Origin of the sequence: Mitsuaria sp. CC2, from assembly GCF_048957715.1 — a bacterium.
In the GTDB taxonomy this organism is placed as follows: domain Bacteria; phylum Pseudomonadota; class Gammaproteobacteria; order Burkholderiales; family Burkholderiaceae_C; genus Roseateles.
Map to the genome: position 1 here is coordinate 75,365 of NZ_JARVXN010000041.1, position 17,077 is coordinate 92,441.

The 17,077-nt window shown below is 68.8% G+C and carries 12 protein-coding genes and 1 riboswitch; of the genes, 5 read left to right on the forward strand and 7 right to left on the reverse strand.

The window, feature by feature from the left end; genetic code table 11:
* Positions 1-4: 4 nt before the first annotated feature.
* Positions 5-1,810, reverse strand: a complete 1,806-nt coding sequence (locus PV762_RS25965; RefSeq protein WP_421037893.1) for a ShlB/FhaC/HecB family hemolysin secretion/activation protein — start codon at positions 1,808-1,810, stop codon at positions 5-7.
* Between the two features lie 85 nt (positions 1,811-1,895).
* A riboswitch (cyclic di-GMP riboswitch) is annotated at positions 1,896-1,997 on the reverse strand.
* 247 nt (positions 1,998-2,244) lie between these two features.
* Between PV762_RS25965 and PV762_RS25970 the strand changes: the two genes are divergently transcribed.
* Both PV762_RS25970 and PV762_RS25975 read left to right on the forward strand, forming a co-directional pair.
* Positions 2,245-2,847, forward strand: coding sequence for a 2-hydroxychromene-2-carboxylate isomerase (locus PV762_RS25970; protein ID WP_421037894.1), 603 nt, complete (start codon positions 2,245-2,247; stop codon positions 2,845-2,847).
* Positions 2,848-2,963: 116 nt separating this feature from the next.
* Entirely contained in the window at positions 2,964-3,215 is a 252-nt protein-coding gene (locus PV762_RS25975; RefSeq protein ID WP_421037895.1) for a hypothetical protein, read from the forward strand.
* A gap of 109 nt (positions 3,216-3,324) precedes the next feature.
* On the opposite strand, the gene PV762_RS25980 is transcribed toward PV762_RS25975, so the two are convergent.
* From PV762_RS25980 to PV762_RS26005, 6 genes are all read right to left on the reverse strand, one after another.
* Complete coding sequence (locus PV762_RS25980; protein ID WP_421037896.1) at positions 3,325-4,278, reverse strand: hypothetical protein; 954 nt, start codon at positions 4,276-4,278, stop codon at positions 3,325-3,327.
* Positions 4,279-4,561: 283 nt separating this feature from the next.
* The gene (locus PV762_RS25985) at positions 4,562-5,443 is read right to left on the reverse strand and encodes a hypothetical protein (RefSeq protein WP_421037897.1); all 882 of its coding nucleotides are present in this window, start codon (positions 5,441-5,443) and stop codon (positions 4,562-4,564) included.
* A gap of 173 nt (positions 5,444-5,616) precedes the next feature.
* Positions 5,617-8,025 (reverse strand): protein kinase domain-containing protein, encoded by a 2,409-nt coding sequence (locus PV762_RS25990; RefSeq protein ID WP_421037898.1) that lies wholly within the window; start codon positions 8,023-8,025, stop codon positions 5,617-5,619.
* Positions 8,022-9,962, reverse strand: a complete 1,941-nt coding sequence (locus PV762_RS25995) for a serine/threonine protein kinase (protein ID WP_421037899.1) — start codon at positions 9,960-9,962, stop codon at positions 8,022-8,024. The genes PV762_RS25990 and PV762_RS25995 overlap by 4 nt, the downstream gene beginning before the upstream one ends.
* 106 nt (positions 9,963-10,068) lie before the next feature.
* Positions 10,069-13,887, reverse strand: coding sequence for an ATP-dependent RNA helicase HrpA (gene hrpA / locus PV762_RS26000; protein ID WP_421037986.1), 3,819 nt, complete (start codon positions 13,885-13,887; stop codon positions 10,069-10,071).
* A 230-nt stretch (positions 13,888-14,117) separates the two neighbouring features.
* The gene (locus PV762_RS26005; protein WP_421037900.1) at positions 14,118-14,528 is read right to left on the reverse strand and encodes a VOC family protein; all 411 of its coding nucleotides are present in this window, start codon (positions 14,526-14,528) and stop codon (positions 14,118-14,120) included.
* A 110-nt stretch (positions 14,529-14,638) separates the two neighbouring features.
* Between PV762_RS26005 and argA the strand changes: the two genes are divergently transcribed.
* The 3 genes from argA to PV762_RS26020 all read left to right on the forward strand — a co-directional run bounded on the left by argA (position 14,639) and on the right by PV762_RS26020 (position 16,882).
* On the forward strand, positions 14,639-15,979 hold the full coding sequence (gene argA / locus PV762_RS26010) for an amino-acid N-acetyltransferase (protein WP_421037901.1): 1,341 nt from the start codon (positions 14,639-14,641) through the stop codon (positions 15,977-15,979).
* A gap of 101 nt (positions 15,980-16,080) precedes the next feature.
* Positions 16,081-16,353, forward strand: a complete 273-nt coding sequence (locus PV762_RS26015; RefSeq protein WP_421037902.1) for an oxidative damage protection protein — start codon at positions 16,081-16,083, stop codon at positions 16,351-16,353.
* Positions 16,354-16,579: 226 nt separating this feature from the next.
* Positions 16,580-16,882 carry an H-NS family nucleoid-associated regulatory protein gene (locus PV762_RS26020; RefSeq protein WP_088403657.1) on the forward strand — a complete coding sequence of 101 codons (303 nt, stop codon included), beginning with the start codon at positions 16,580-16,582 and terminating at the stop codon, positions 16,880-16,882.
* Positions 16,883-17,077 lie beyond the last annotated feature (195 nt).

Below are 17,077 nucleotides of genomic sequence, written 5' to 3' on the forward strand. Positions count from 1 at the left end.
GATCTCAACGGGAATAGGTCAGGTTGAAACCCGCGACGACGCGGGCTGCGGGGAAGCGGGACGGTTGCCACAGCGGCGCGCCGGCGAAGACCTCGAGCGAGAAGCCTTGCGTGCGCAGCCGGGATCCGATGACGGCGCCGGTCAGGTGGCGGCCGGCGAGGCGCTCGGCACCGTTGCCGCCGACCAGGCCGGCGTCCACGCCGAGGTACATCGAGACCGCCGGCGACTGCTGCGCCGCGGAGAGTGGCAGCTCGGCCTCGTTGCGCCACAGCAGGCCGTTGTCGGCGGAGAGCGACGCGTCGCTGCCGAAGCCGCGCACGGTGTAGCGGCCGCCGATCGAGAAGCGGTCCTGCGGCGTGAGCCGGTTCAGCGCGTACTGGCCGCGCAGCGAGGTGCTCAGCTGCAGTTGCCGGCTGCCGAGCGCCAGCGCGCCGTTGACGCTGTAGCTTCCCTGCAGCAGTCGCACGCGCGACTCGGCTTCACCGAAGCTTTCCTCCGGCGCCTGCAGCGCGTGGAAGGCGCCGGTGCCGCGCTTCAGGCTCAGTTCGGCCTCGCTGCCGACGCCGCCCGCGTTGCGCTTCAAGTTGATGCCGGCCTCCCAGCCGCCGGTGCGGCGGCGCTGGACCTCGACCTCGGCGTCGTCGATGTAGTTGCGCGAGCCGCGGCCGAACAGCTTCACGTAGCCGCTGAACTTGTACTGGCCGTCGCGCCAGAGCATGCGGGTCAGCTTCAGTTCGCCGTTGCTGCTGGCGCCGCGATAGACATAGGTCTGGTTGGCGCCGATGACGACCTGGCGGTAGCCGCTGCGGCTCATCGTCAGGCTGATCAGCGAGTGTCCCCAGGGCAGCGAGTAATGCAGCACGTGGCCGCCGGTGCCCTTGTGCGGCCCCTCGCGGTGGTCGACGCGGCGCGCGAGCCAGTCGGCATCGCGGTTGAGCGTCGCGTAGAACAGGTCGTTGAGCGTCAACGCATGGTCCAGCGATGCCGTCAGCGCCAGCGGATAACGACCCGTCGCTTCGCTGCCGCTGTCGTCGAGCGACACCTGCCAGCGCCACTGGCGTCCGCCCTGGTAGCTCACGGCGAGGTCGCTGTAGCCGGGTTCGCTGGTGCCCTGGGCCGGCTCGACCTGGATGTCGGCCTGTACGCCGGGGACGCGCTGCAGGTTCTCGAGCGCCTGCTCCATGTCGCGCAGGTTGAGCACGTCGCCGGGTTTCACCGGCAGCGCGTTGGCGAGCCGCACCTGCGGCGACGTGCCTTCGCGCAGGCGGATCGCGTGGACGCGGCCGGGCACGACGGTCAGCTCGAGCCGCCCGGTGGACAGGTCCTGCGGCGCCGCGAGCACGCGCGTTGTGATGAAGCCTTCCTCGATCAGCGCGTCCTGAAGGCGCGTCACCAGCGTGGCGATGCTGCCGGCGCCGAGGCAGCGGCCGATCGGGGCGTCATCGCCCTGCGGTCCGTCGAGCGCGCCGATCTGGCGCGCCATGCGGGGCTGGCCCTTGACGCCACGCAGCTCGATCCGGGTGATCTGGAAACAGGGCGACTCGTCGTCGCGCAGCCGCGCACGCGCCTGCGGCGCGCTGGCGCGCAGGCGCACGTCGGGTTCGCGCTCGAGCGACTGGCGCTGCTGCGCCTCGCGTTGCTGCTGGAGCTGGCGCTGCGCATCGGGGTCGACGGTGCCCGGGGGCAAGGCCTGACCCCAGGCGGTGTCGTAGGCCGCGCACAAGGCGGCGGCGATCGCGATCGTGGCGACCGTCGGCACGCCGACGGCCGGACGCCCCGCGGGCGTCCGCTGTTCATACTTCTCTTGCATCCCTGCCTGCCGTTTGTCTGGCGTTGTTTTTCAACCCAGGACGGGCCAGGCGAGCGGCGATGCGTCACGAACCGGTCGAGTCCGGTCCGGCAACCCCGCTATCTCGCGTCGTGACTTCCTTGGGAAATCGGCATCGAGACCGGAGGCTTTGCGTCGCCGGCTCGCGCCGGTTTTGCCCTGGTCAGCCCCCCTGGTGTGACATCCCTCACGGAATGCACGGTCCCTCGGGGAACTGACGTAAATGACTGTATCGGAAGGCAACAGGGCCGACACATCGCCACCCGGGGGTGGTTGACGGGCGGTAGGCGGATGCGGTAGCGGCAATGGCGGGGTCACCCATCGCGGGGTCACCCATCCGGCGGATGCGTCACGCGCCCGCGCAGGGCACCCTTCGGGCACCCTCCTACAATCCGCGCGCCTTGACAGGAGCCCGCATGCCCGCACCGATCGACTTCTATTTCGACTTCGCCTCGCCCTACGGCTACATCGCCGCGCAGAGCATCGACGAGCTCGCGGCCCGGTACGGCCGCACCGTCAACTGGCACGCCATCGTGCTGGACGCCAACTTCCAGTCGCTCGAACGCATCCGCGTCCCCAACAGCGTCATGCGCAGCGACTACGTCCGTCGCGACGTCGTCCGGCTCGCCGCGTTCATGAAGGTGCCCTACAACACGCCGTCCTCGCTGGGCCTGCACACCGAGATGGCCGCGCGCCTGTTCCACTGGTTCAATGACCGCGATCCGGAGCAGGGCCGCAAGTTCGCGCAGGCCGTCTACAGGGCCTACTTCGTCGACGACCGCAACATCGCACAGGGCGAAGTGCTGCAGGACCTCTGCGCCACGCAGCACGTCTCGCCCGACCAGCTCCAGGCCATCGCCAACGACACGGCCGCGCGTGCCCGCCTCAAGGCCGAGATCGACCTCGCGGAAGCGCGCGGCGTCTTCGGCTCGCCGTTCTTCATCGTCGAAGGCGAACGCTTCTGGGGCAACGACCGCATGCCGCAACTCGAACACTGGCTGAAGAACGGCCCGTACTGATCGGCCTCACCGGCCGTTACTCCTTGTCCGTCGGGTAATGCCCGGCGCGACAGGTCATCGGTGGCCTCCGGGGCCGCGTTATCAGACGCATGTTGTCCCCGTCATGGAGGTCCCGCATGCGAATGCTTCGTCCCCTGCTGCTCGCGCTCATCGCGGCTCCGCTGGTCGCGACATTGACCGGCTGCGTCGTGGTCCCCGCCCATCGTTATCACGGCTATGACCGCGGCTACGGCGGCGGTGGCGGCTACGGTGCCGGCTACTCGGAAGGCGGTCCCGTCGTCACCGGCACCATCTGGATCGACGGCTACTGGGACAACCGCGGCGGCGGCCGCCGCTGGATCCCGGGCCACTACGGTCCGCGACGCTGAGCGGGCGCGGCCGTGAAACGACGATGCCGGCTCCAGGCCGGCATCGGGTGCACAACGCCCGCGATCGCGGGCGTCGCCAAGCGCTCAAGCGCTCAAGCGCGCCTTTCGATCAGGGCGCGCAGGTGAAGGTCGCGATGCCGCGGTAGTCGCCTCGACCCACCGGCACTTGATACCCCGCCACCACGCGCAACTTGTTGTCCGGCGCCGCGCCAATCGTCAACATCGCACCGTCGCCGATGATGGAGAAGGTCAGGCTCTTGACCCGGCTGTCCGGCGTGGCCAGGGGCTCGTCCGTATTGAAGCTCATGCTCTTCTGATCGCCGTTCGCCTGGACCAGGATCGTCACTTTCGCCGTGGCGCCACCCGGCGCGAACGACAGCGTGGCGGATCCCGTCGCCGTGCCGATGATGTCGCCCACGCCCGTGCTGCGGGTCGGCGCAGTGAAGGTCCCGGCGTCGCAGGTGTAGGTGCCGCTTGTCGGGAAGGTGTCGGCGCGGTTGAAGACGATGTAGTGGAAGCCTCCGTCCGTGCGCGTGACCAGCGAGGTCCGCACGCTGAAGTTCGCCGTGCCCTGACCCCAGCGACCCATCGCGAAGGTCGCGTCGCCAGCGATGCTCTGCACCGCCAGATCGCCGGCAAGCCTGTTGTCGTCGATCGCCACGATGGCGCCGTCGGCCTGTTGCGTCACCAGACTGCCGACGACGCCGGTGTCCAACTCGGTGAACCCCAGCAGCAGGTAGCGCGTCGAGCTGTTCTTCACGAAGGGCGCGCTCACCGAACCCGACGACCCCGCCGGCGTTTCCTTCACTTCCGTCAGGGTGCTGCCGCCGGTCGTCGTGCCACCGGTAGAACCGCCCGTGGTCGTGCCGCCCGTGGTGCCACCGGTCGTCGCGCCCCCCGTGCTGCCCCCGGTGGAACCGCCAATCGTGCCACCGGTCGTGGTCCCGCCGGTCGTACCCTGGTTGGCGTTCACGGAACCGCCATCGCTGCCGCCACCACCGCAGGCTGTCAGCGCCGCGATCAGCGGCAGGAACACGAACACCTTCTTGACTTCGAACTTCATGTGATTCCCTGAATTGAAAACTTTTGTTGCCAAATGCATCCGTTGGCGGGGGCGGAGTCTGGTGGGACTTCTTGCCCTCCGCGCGGGAGTTTTTGGCGTCTTCAGGGGGAACCGCCCGCGTCGCGCGCTATGCGCCCGTCGAGCCTGAAGGTGTGGGATGGCGTTCACCCCCTGATGGGTGTAACGCTTGACTCGGATTTCGCGCCTGCGATACCCGCAAGCCTGGCCTCAGCTCGCGGGCGGTCTCCTGCGACCGCAGACGCTCACGGAGCGCGTCGCGCGATCACGGCGTGCAGACGAAGGTGGCGATGCCGCGATAACCGATGCCGCGCACCGGCACTTGGTAGGGCACGACCACGCGCATCGCGTTGCCCGGCGCCGCGCCGACGGTGAGCAGCAGGCCGTTGCCCGAGGAATCCACGAATCCCGGCGTCTTCAGGTAGTGGTCCGGCGTCTCCAGCGGCGTGTCGGCAGTGCTGAAGCTCTGGGTGCCCAGGAAGCCGTTCGCACGGACCTGGATCGTGGACTGCACGATGGCGCCCGCCGGCGCGAACGACAACGAGGCCGTCCCGCTGGCGACCCCGGTGAGCTGACCCGATCCGGACAACCGGCTCGGCGCGGTGAAGGTGCCCGTGTCGCAGGTGTAGCTGCCCGAGCCTGGAAACGCCGCCACACCGTTGAACACGATGTAGTGATAGCCGGTGCTCCCCGCCGTGATGGGTTGGTCGAACGAGAAGAGCCGGAAGATCCCCAGCGCCCATCGCCCCATCGCGAAGCTGGCATCGCCTGCGATGCTCTCCACCGCCGCGTCGTCGCCGATCAGCGAGAGGTTGTCCATCCTCACGACGGCACCGTCGGCCCGCTGCGTGATGCCGAACTCGACCAGATTGGCCTCGTTGATGTCGTTGCCGAGGATGAAGAAGCGGCTGCTCGCGTCCGTCTGGAAGGGTGCGCCGACCGCCGCCGCGGCGGCGTCCGACGCGGCGGTGGCGGACGCTTGCGCTGTCGCGATGGCACGACCGTCGGCCGCCGCACCGACCTTGCCCGTCCCGCCCTCGCTCAGCGGGGCTGCCGTCGTCGGACTGTCGTCATTGCCGCCACCGCAGGCCGCCAGCGCCGCGACCAGTGGCAACGCCACGAATGCCTTGTTGAATGCGTTCTTCATGACACTCCCTGAAATGAAGTCTGATGCCGGCGGGATTGCCGGCGCGGACAAGTCTCACGGGACCGGCGCAAAGCCAGGTGGCATCAGTTGGCAGTTCAGACGGGAGTTCAGTCCAGCGCTTCGGATTTCGCGACATCGCTGCGGGTGAGCGGAACATCAGCCGCGCAGAGATCTCAACTCGCCTGCTTGAACGCCATCACGGCCTGGTTGCGCAGCGTGCGCAGCAGCGAGAGCTGCTTCTCGTCGAGCACCACGCTGCCCGGCTGCGCCTTGTCCGCGTAGATCATCGCGAAGGGCGCGCCGCGCAGGGCCATCGGCAGGATCAGGAAGCTGTGCGCCTTGGCCCCGCTGAGGAACCACGGCGGCAGCCGCTCGGCGATCTTGGGCTGCGAGGCGTCGGCGATCAGCGTGTCCACGCCCTTGGAACAGATCGCCGTGAAGAGGTCCGCCGGCATGCCCGGCATCACCCGCAGCGGCACGCGGAACAGCGGCACCACCGCCTCCACGCCGTCGCCCAGGCCGAAGCGGCCGGTGAGCGTCTCGGTCTTGGGATCGCGCAGGCAGAAGATCACCCGCCGGAAGCCCAGCCCGCGGTACATGGTCTCCAGGATCATGCGCAGGATCTCGTTGAGCTTGAAGCTCTCGACCATCGCGTTGGTGATGTCCTGGATGCCCGCGGCCAGCGTCGCCGCCGCCTGCTCGGGCGGGATCACGCCGGCCGGCGCCTGGCCGTCCACCATCGTCGCCTGCAGCTGGTGCGGCGACAGCGTGTCCTCCGCCGACGGCGTCAGCGGCGCCAGCAGGCGCTGCGCCGGCGAGTTCTTCGTCAGCTTGATGTCCATCGCCTGCGCCAGCTGCGTCAGCCGCTGCCGCGCCTGGTCCGCCGCCGCTTCGAACGCCTTGGCCTCGACACCCAAAGCGCGCGCGTAGCGCTGCGCCATCGCGCGCACCTTGGCATGCGCCTCGGCCGGATCGCTGTTCAGGATGACGTCCGCGACGTCGTTGCTTGCGCGGCCCAGCCAGCGCATGCGGTCGGTCGAATGCTCCACCAGCCGCGCCGGCGCGTCGCCGTCGGGCCGCTGCATGCTGCGCTGCAGGCTCTCCGGGAAGCCCCACTGCCGCGCCACGCCCAGGCCCAGGCTCTCGTAGCTCAGCCCCAGCACCTGCGCGGAAGCCGCGGCCTCGCTCAGCGGCGGCGCCGCCTGCTCGCCCATGCCGCGCTCCGGCCGCACGACGCGGCGCACCTGCTGCGCCTCCTCGGGCAGGTAGAACTCGGCCAGCAGCCGGCCCAGGCCCTGGAACATCGTGGCGAGGAAGGACTCCTCGTTCTCGCGCGGCACCAGGCACAGCTCGCGCGCCAGCGAGCCCGCCATCAGCGAGCGCAGGAACTCCTCCTTCAGCCGCTGCGCGTGGCCCTTGTTCTCCATGCGCTCCAGCAGCACCAGCGACAGCGCCAGGTTGCGGATGCCGCCGAAGCCCACCAGCGCCACCGCGCGCGACACCGTGCTGATGTGCCCGCCGCCCGCATGGCTGAACTGCACCGTATTGACCAGCCGCAGCAGCTTGTTGGTCAGCGCCACGTCCTTGAGGATCTCGTTGGACAGGGAGTTGAGGCTCTCGTTGTCGGACTGCGTCATCCGCTGGATGCGCGTCACCGAGTCGGCCATCGCCGGGAAGTCGCTGCGGTGCCGCATGCGGCGCAGCAGGAATTCGAGCGTGGCGTTGCCGCCCTCGCCCGTGTCGGTGGTCTCGCTCGCGGCCGGATGCAGCCACGCGGCCAGCGCGTCGTGGAAGGCCTTGGCATCGGCCCAGCGCTGCGACGATTCCCGCGACAGGCCGCGCAGCAGCACGGCGCGCAGCGCGTCGTCGCTGTCCGGGCCGAGGTCGGCGGGCGGATCCATCGTCTGCTCCATCGCGCGGCGCACCGCGCGCCACGGATCGGTGTCGTAGTTGAGCCGCTGGCCGGACAGCATCTCGCTGAGCATCACCGCCGCCGCGAACACGTCCATCACCGGCGAGGCGGGATCGCCCTTCGCCGCTTCCGGCGAGATGTAGCCCGGCGTGCCGACGATGCGGTTGGGGCGCGCGGCCACGCCGGCCGCGGCCGACTGGATGCGTCCGGCGATGCCGAAGTCCATCACCTTGGGGCGGCCCGCGGCGTCGATCAGGATGTTGGACGGCTTCAGGTCGCGATGGACGACACCCGCCTGGTGCGCCGCGTGCAGTCCGTCGAGGATGCCCAGCATCAGCGCGACGGCCTCGCGCGCCGGCAGCCGGCCGCGCTGGCGCAGCCGGTCCGTGAGCGTGCCGCCGGGCACGTACTCGAAGACCATGTAGGCCTGGCCGGACTCGATGTCGGCCTCGAAGACCGGCACGATGTTGGGGTGCGTCAAGCGGCTGACCGCGCGCGCCTCATGCAGCCAGGCATCGACGCTCGCGCGATCGACCGCCTGCGTCAGCACCTTCAGCGCGACCTCGCGGTCCAGCCGCGGATCGTGGGCCAGCCACACCACCGCCTGGGCGCCCTGCCCAAGACTGCGCAGCGGCTTGAATCGCCCGACGGCGGGCGGCATGGCGGTCATGGTCGGTCCTTGCCGGGCTGGGACGTGCCGGGCTGGGACGTGCCGGACGGGCGCGTGCCGGTCGACGACCCTGGCTGGGCGGTGCTGTTCGTGTTGTTCGTGGACGTGTTGGTGGCGGTGGCGGGAGCCGGCGCGCCGGATTCGGCACGCTCGCGCAGTCGGGACCGTGGCGCCGCCGTCGCCGCCGCGCCCACGGCCGGGTCGCTCATCGCGCCCAGGCCGCTTTCGCCCGCGTCGGCGATCGCGCCGCTGTTGCCCAGGGCGTCGTAGATCTCGCGCAGGCCCAGACCGAGCGCGCGCGCATAACGCCGCGTCGCGAGTTCGATCGCCGCCTGGCGCTTGCGCTCCGGCAGGGCCAGCGCGTCCACCAGCTCGTTGGCCAGGCTGCAGGTGAGGCGCAGCATCTCGGTGTCGCCGTCGGCGTGGCGCACCGGCGCCTCCTGCGGCTGGCGGCGCATCATGTGCTGCAGCTCGTCGCCGAGCCCCCAGTACCGCGCGACCGCCAGACCCAGGCTCTCCAGGTCGCAGCCCAGCACCGCGTAGGCGGCGGACTGCTCGTTCATGCCGCGCGGATTGGGGTTGTCCTCGGTCGCCTCGGGCGCGACCTGCAGCTGGCGGATCTGCTGCGCGTCGTCCGGGAAGTGGTACTGCACCAGCAGCCGGCCCAGGTTCTGCATCAGCGAGATGAGGTAGACCACCTCGCCGTCGTAGCCGGCCGGCCGCAGCGCCTGCGCCACCTGACCGGCGCGCTGCACGCGGCGCATCACGCTCTGCATGAACTGGGCCTGGCCTTCGTTCATCGGACCGGGCCAGGGCTTGAGCGCCCGCGCCGCGTCCTCGAGCCCGTTCAGGCCCAGCATCGCGATCGCGCGCTGCAGGTTGAGCACCGTGCCGCCGCTGGTCGGTCCCTGCTGGCGCAGCGCGTTGTTGACGCGGCGGATCAGCTCCAGCGCCAGGGCCATGTCCTTCAGCGCCATGGCCGCCAGCTGGCTGCCGTGCTGCCCCGCCATCGCCGACGACGACACCGTCGTCACCAGCCGGGTCGACGTGCTCGGCAGGTGGCCGAAGCGCTGCATCTTGTCCTTCAGCAGCGCGATCGGGCCGCCGTCGTCCTGCTCGGCCGACAGCCGCCAGCCGTCCAGCGCGCGCCAGAAGCTGCGCGCGAGGTGATAGCGCTGGCGCGTCTGCCGGTCGCTGGCGCGGTTGACGATGGCGCGCAGCGGCTCGGGGATCGCGTACGGCGTTTCCCAGCCCAGGCGCACCAGGTCGTGCCCCTGCGGCTGCATGCGCTGCAGCACGACCTGCAGGTCGGATTCGTCCAGCACCGGCTTGCCGCTGAGCAGGCGATGCAGCAGCAACCCGACGCAGACGACGTCCTCCTCCGCGGCTTCGCGCGCGGCGCGGCGGGTGGCGGCGTTGAAGTCGGCGTTCGGCGGCACGACCTCCTGCGCCACTTCGAGGCCCAGCACGCGGACGTGGTTGCCGCCGTCGACGACGATGTGGGCGAGCTGGATGTCGCGGTGCGCATGGCCCGCCTCGTGCGCGAAGGCCAGCCCCTCGAGCGCCTGCGCGGCCCAGCCTGCGGCGTCCAGCGGCAGCGGCGGCGCGCCGCGGGACAGGCGTTCTTCCAGGGTCTCGCCCAGCGCGCGGTCGTAGGCGACGTAAGGCCAGGGATCGACGCGGCCGGTCTCGATGACGTGGGCCAGGTTGGGGTGCTGGATGCGCGAGGCGCCGTCGACCGTCTTCAGCCAGTGCAGCATCGCCGCCTCGCTGTTGGGCTTCTCCCGCGGCATCATCAGGAACATCTCCTGGCCGCTCTGCGGGTCGAAGACGACCCACAGCATCGAGCGCTGGCTCTTGTGCAGCAGCGCGCGCAGCTCGAAGCGGCCGAAACGCTTCATCGGGGCGGCGGAGGATGTTGTGGTGTTGTCAGACACGAGCGATGTGCGGCACCCGACGGTGCAGGGGCCACGGACCTTTTGTAACTTGGATTGGACCGAAAACCCGGCGTCCTCGCCTGAAGAACTGAGGGGGATTCTCCGCTCAGTTCTGTAACTGCGCCCACACCTTTTCCAGGCGCTTGACGCTGACCGGCTGCGGCGTCCTCAGTTCCTGTGCGAAAAGGCTCACCCGCAATTCCTCGAGCTGCCAGCGGAAATCCTCCACCCGCGCGTCGGTCGTCCCCTTGAGGTCGGCCACCCGGCGCGACCAGCGCTGCTCCAGCGGACGCAGCTCGGACAGCAGCTTGGCGTCGCGCGGCGCGTCGGCGCGCAGCTTGTCCAGGCGCAGCGTGATCGCCTTCAGGTAACGCGGGAAATGCTGCAGCTGGCTCCACGGCGTCTGGAGGACGAAACGCTTGGGCATCAGGCGCTGCAGTTGCGCCTGCAGGTCGTCGACCACCTCCTTGGGCGCCGTGCGGGCGTCCTTGAGCTTGCGCAAGGCGCCCTGGAATTCGATCAGGACGTTGAAGGCCAGACGCGCCACCTCCTGCGCGATCAGGTTGAGGCGGGCGCGGCCTTCCTCGAGCCGGGCCTTGAAGCTGAATTCATCCACCGGCAGCGGATCGGCCAGGAAGGCCCGCTCCAGCGCGACCGCGATGATCTGGTCGCGCAGCGCGTCGGCGGTGCCCAGGCTCATGTACGCGACGCCCATCTGCGTCAGGTCGGGGATGTTCTTCTCGAGGTACTTCAACGGCTCCTTGAGCTGCAGCGCGATGAGGCGGCGCAGGCCGGCACGGTGCTTCGCGGCGGCGAGCTCGGGCTCGTCGAAGACCTCGATCTCGACGTGCTGGCCCTTGTCGATCAGCGCGGGGAAGCCGATCAGGGTCTGCGGACCGCGCTTGATCTCCATGAGCTCGGGGAGCTCGCCGAAGGTCCAGGCGGTGTAGGTCTTCGTGGCTTCGGCGGCGGGCTTGGTCGGCGGCACGATCGTCGCCTTGATGCCGCGCGAGGGATTGCCGTCGGTTGAGGTCGGCCGTCCTCCGTCGACCGCAGCCCTCACCCCTGCCCTCTCCCGCGAGCGGGAGAGGGAGTCGTCCGAGCCTTGCCCCGCGAGAGAGTCGCCCGAGCCTTGCAGCTTCAAGGTCGCCAATGCCTGGAACGCGGAACGCGCTTGCATGCCGAGTTCCGCCTTCAGCGTTGCCAGGTTGCGCCCCTGACCCAGCTGCCGGCCGTGCTCGTCGACGACGCGGATGTTCATGAACAGGTGCGCGGGCAACTGTTCCAGCTTGAAGTCGTTGCGCTGCACCGCGACCTGCGAGCGCTCCTTCACCGCCTTCAGCAGCACGTCGACCAGCCCGCCCTGCGCGAACGCGTTCAGCTCGAGGAACTCGGCGACGAACTCGGGCAACGGCGTCAGCCGGTTGCGCGGCTTCTGGTGCAGGCTCTTGAGCAGCGCCGTCACCTTGGCCTCGATCATCCCGGGCACCAGCCAGTCGACGCGTTCGTCGCTGACCTGGTTGAGCGCGTAGATCGGCACCGTCACCGTCAGGCCGTCGCGCGCGTCGCCGGGCTGGTGCAGGTAGGTCGCCGCGCAGTCGACGCCGCCCAGGCGGATGGTCTTCGGGAAGGCGTTGCTCGTGACGCCCGCGGCCTCGTGCCGCATCAGCTCGTCGCGGCTGAGCTGCAGCAGCTTCGGGTCGGCCTTGCTGGCTTCGCGGAACCACTTTTCCAGCGTCACGCCCGAGTACACGTCCGCCGGCAGCTGCTGGTCGTAGAAGGCGTAGATCAGCTCGTCGTCGACCAGCACGTCCTGCCGGCGCGACTTGTGTTCCAGCTCCTCGACCTTGGCGATCTGCTTCTGGTTGTGCGCCAGGAAGGGCAGTCGCGTCTCCCAGTCGCCGTTGACCAGCGCCTCGCGGATGAAGATCTCGCGCGCGGCGACGGCGTCGACGCGACCGAAGTTCACGCGCTTGTTGTTGTAGAGCACGATGCCGTAGAGCGTGGCGCGTTCCAGCGCCACGACCTCGGCGGCCTTCTTCTCCCAGTGCGGCTCCAGCAGCTGGGTCTTGATCAGGTGGCCGGCGATGCCCGGCAGCCATTGCGGCTCGATCGCCGCGATGCCGCGGCCAAACAGCCGCGTCGTGTCCACCAGTTCCGCCGCGACGATCCATCGCCCCGGCTTCTTGCTCAGGTGGGCGCCGGGGTGGCGCCAGAACTTGATGCCGCGCGCGCCCAGGTACCAGTCGTCGTCGTCGGCCTTGACGCCGATGTTGCCCAGCAGGCCCGCGAGCATGGACAGATGGACCTGCTCGTAGGTCGCGGGCGCGCCGTTCAGGCGCCAGCCGTGCTCGGCGATCACCGTGTGCAGCTGCGAGTAGATGTCGCGCCACTCGCGCACGCGCCGCGGATTGACGAAGTTGTCGCGCAGCAGCTGTTCCTGCTTGCGGTTGGAGAGCTTGTGCTCCCCTTCCCCGCCGCGCGATTCGCCCAGCCACTTCCACAGCTTCAGGTAGCCCATGAACTCCGACTTCTCGTCGTCGAACTTCTTGTGCTTCTCGTCGGCCTGCTGTTGCTGCTCCATCGGCCGGTCGCGCACGTCCTGGCCGGACAGCGCGCTGGCGATCACCAGCACCTCGCTGAGCGCGTCGCGCTGGCGCGCCTCCAGGATCATCCGGCCGACGCGCGGGTCCAGCGGCAGCTTCGACAGCTCGTGGCCCATCGGCGTGAGCTCGTTGCGCTCGTCCACGGCGCCCAACTCATTGAGCAGCTGGTAGCCGTCGGCCACCGCCTTGCGCGGCGGCGGTTCGATGAAGGGGAAGTCCTCGACCTGGCCGAGGTGCAGCGACTTCATCCGCAGGATCACCCCGGCGAGCGAGCTGCGCAGGATCTCGGGATCGGTGAAGCGCGGACGGGAGAGGTAGTCCTTCTCGTCGTAGAGCCGGATGCAGGTGCCGTTGCTGACCCGGCCGCAACGGCCGGCGCGCTGGTTGGCCGCCGCCTGGCTGATGTTCTCGATCTGCAGCTGCTCGACCTTGTTGCGGTAGCTGTAGCGCTTGACGCGCGCCAGGCCGGGGTCGACCACGTAGCGGATGCCGGGCACCGTCAGCGAGGTCTCGGCGACGTTGGTGGCCAGCACGATGCGCGGCTGGCCGTGCGGCTGGAAGACGCGGTTCTGCTCCTGCTCCGACAGACGCGCGAACAGGGGCAGCACCTCGACGCCGGGCGGGTGGTGCTTGCGCAGCGCCTCGGCGGCATCGCGGATCTCGCGCTCGCCGGGCAGGAAGACCAGCACGTCGCCGCGGCCCTGGCGCCAGAGTTCGTCGACGGCGTCGCAGATGGCATCGTTGACGTCGTACTCGCGCGATTCCTCGAAGGGTCTGTAGAGCTGTTCGACCGGGAACAGGCGCCCCGACACCATGAGCACCGGCGCCGGCCCCTTTGCGGACGCGAAGTGCTGCGCGAAGCGGTCCGCGTCGATCGTCGCGGAGGTGACGACCACCTTCAGGTCGGGCCGGCGCGGCAGGATCTCGCGCAGGTAGCCGAGCAGGAAATCGATGTTGAGGCTGCGTTCGTGCGCCTCGTCGATGATCAGGGTGTCGTAGGCGCTGAGCAGCGGATCGGTCTGGGTTTCGGCCAGCAGGATGCCGTCCGTCATCAGCTTCACCGAGGCGCCCGGCTGCAGCCGGTCCTGGAAGCGGACCTTGTAGCCGACGACGTCGCCCAGGGGCGACGTGAGCTCCTCGGCGATGCGCTTGGCGACGCTGGACGCGGCGATCCGGCGCGGCTGGGTGTGGCCGATCAGGCCGCCGCCGTTGCCGCGGCCCCGGCCCATCGCCAGCGCGATCTTGGGCAGCTGTGTCGTCTTGCCGGAGCCGGTCTCGCCGCAGACGATCACCACCTGGTGCTCGGCCATGGCCCGCATGATCTCCTCGCGACGGCCGGAGACCGGCAGCGATTCGGGGAACTCGATCGGCGGGATCGGCGTGGCGGGTGCCGGCGGGCGGCGCGGTCCGGCCTGGCGCGGCGCGCGCGCAGGACGGGGAGGACGCGAAGGCGGCGCGGCGGGGGCGTTGGTATCTTGACTCACGGGGCGCGGATTATCTCGCGCCTCGCGACAACGGGCCGGACGTCAGGCTCCCCGGTCCCCTGCGCTCACTTCTTCTCGTCCGGCATCTCGACATAGGTGATCACGCTGATCACCGCGCCCTGCGGGTCCTGGAGGGTCGCCATCCGGCCGACGGTGGGCACGTCCATGATGTCCATCAGGACCTTGGCGCCCATCGCCTTGGCCTGGGCGACCGTCTCGTCGACGTTGTCCACGGTGACGTAGATCCCCCAGGCGGGCGGCATGCCCGGCTGAGGGCTGGTCATCATCCCGCCGATCGCGTCCTCGCTGCCGCGCGGCTTGATGACCTGGTACGGCGGCGCGTCGGGCGCGCCCGGCATCGGCATGGCCTCGACGGTCCAGCCGAACAGCTTGCCGTAGAACTCGGACGCCTTCGTGGAGTCGGTCGTCATCAACTCCGACCAGCTGAAGGCCCCATGCGTCTTGAACACTTCCATGTGTCGCTCCCGGGGGTGTTGCGGAGGCGCCATGCTCCACCGCCGCACAGCGTCCCGCAAGTGACCTTGCCGCCGCGTCGCGGGGACAGGCTGTTGCACAATCCGCGCCCATGAGCCTGGTCTTCCCCCATACCTTCGTGCCGTGGTTTCGCGCGGTGGCCCCTTATATCCACGCGTATCGCGGAGAAACCTTCGTCGTCGGAATGACCGGGGAAATGATCGCCGCCGGCAAGCTCAACAGCTTCGTCCAGGATCTGGCCATCATGCATGCGATGGGCATCAAGATCGTGCTGGTCCACGGTTTCCGCCCGCAGGTCAACGAGCAGCTCGCGCTCAAGGGCCACCAGCCGCAATACAGCCACGGCATGCGCATCACCGACGGCATCGCGCTGGACAGCGCCCAGGAAGCCGCCGGCCAATTGCGTTTCGAGATCGAGGCGGCGTTTTCCCAGGGCCTGCCCAACACGCCGATGGCCAATTCGACGGTGCGCGTGGTGTCGGGCAATTTCCTGACCGCGCGCCCGGTCGGCATCGTCGACGGCGTCGATTTCAAGCACTCCGGCGTCGTGCGCCGCGTGGACGCCGCGGCGATCCAGCGCGCCATCGATATCGGCGCCATCGTGCTGATGTCGCCCTTCGGTTTCTCGCCCACCGGCGACGCCTTCAATCTGATGATGGAAGACGTCGCGACCGAAACCGCGATCGCGCTGCAGGCCGACAAGCTGCTGTTCATGACGGAGGTCGAGGGCGTCCGCGAAAACCCCGAGGATCCGGAAAGCGCGATCGACACCGAACTGGCGCTGGCCGACGCGAAACGGCTGATCGCCAAACTCCCGCCGCCGACGCAGCCGACCGACGTCGGTTTTTATCTGAAGTACTGCGTGACGGCCTGCGAATCGGGCGTCGAGCGTTCCCACATCCTGCCCTTCGCCGTCGACGGCGCGATCCTGCAGGAGGTCTATACCCACGACGGCATCGGCACAATGGTCGTGGATGAAAAACTCGAAAGCCTGCGCGAGGCGACCCACGACGATATCGGCAGCCTGATTGCGCTGATCGAGCCGTTCGAACGCGACGGCACGCTGGTCAAACGCGAGCGCAGCGAAATCGAACGCGACATCGAGTCCTATACCGTCATCGAACACGACGGCGTGATATTCGGCTGCGCGGCGCTGCATCCGTATCAGGAAGCGCGCACCGCCGAAATGGCGGCGCTCACCGTGTCCAGCGCCGTGCAGGGCCAGGGCGACGGCGAACGCATCCTCAAGCGCATCGAACAACGCGCCAAGGCCATGGGCTTGACCAGCGTCTTCGTGCTGACCACGCGCACCATGCACTGGTTCATCAAACGCGGCTTCCAGCCGGTCGATCCGAACTGGCTGCCCGAGGAACGCAAGCGCAAATACAACTGGGACCGGCGATCGCAGGTCCTCGTCAAGAAACTCACCTGATCCCCTCGGGATCGTTCTCCAGGCAGCGGCCGGCGTCGGCCGGCTGCCGCACTCCCCCACGCGGACTTGCGTCCGACAATTTCTGAACATCGAGGTTTGATATGGCCCGCACCGTCCAATGCGTTTATCTGAAGAAGGAAGCCGAAGGGATGGACTTTCCCATCTATCCGGGCGAACTCGGCAAGCGCATCTATGAGAACGTGTCCAAGGAAGCCTGGGCGGCGTGGATGAAGCACCAGACCATGCTGGTCAACGAAAACCGCCTGAATCTGGCCGACCAGCGCGCCCGCCAATACCTCGCGCGGCAGATGGAGCAGTTCTTCTTCGGCAGCGGGGCGGAGCAGCCCGCGGGATATGTCCCGCCGACGGAGTGATTTCCTGGTCGCACCGCGGCGGTGCGACGTCGCCCTGGTCAATTCGTGTCAGCCGGGACACGTTTTCTGACAGTTGATCCGGCAAAAACTCCAGCAAATGCCAGTCCGGGGCCTTTTTCCACATCGGCCCGGGGATTTACCCCCTTGCGGACATACTCGATTCCCTGCCTATAATGCGGACATTCCCTTTCGAGGGAGCCGTTGAACTACGCGAGGAATTGCATAAATGGCATCGCTCAAAGACCTCCTGGCCCAACGGGCCGCCCTCGAAGCGCAAATCGCGGAAACCCAGGACCGCGAGCGGTCCGACGCGATCGGCAAAGTCAAGTCGCTGATGCAGGAATACGGCCTGACGGTCGCTGACCTGACCGCCCGCGCCGCCAAGACCGGCGCACCCAAGTCCTCCAAGGTGGCCGCGAAGTATCGCAACCAGGCCACTGGCGAAACCTGGAGCGGCCGCGGCCTGCAACCGAAATGGCTGAAGGCGGCCATTTCCGGCGGCGCCAAGCTGGAAGATTTCGTCATCTGACGATCGTGATCGGAGGGCCTGCGCCTTCCGGCAGCAAAAGCCACCCTCGGGTGGCTTTTTCCGTTTTCAGGCGATACCTCTTGCGGGCACCCTCATTCCGGGGGGAGTCCCCCTTTCGGCAGGGATAGCGCTGACCGGGCCTTCCCGGCGCACGGCTAGCATGCCGCCCGGTCCCCTCCGCGCCTCGCGCGGATC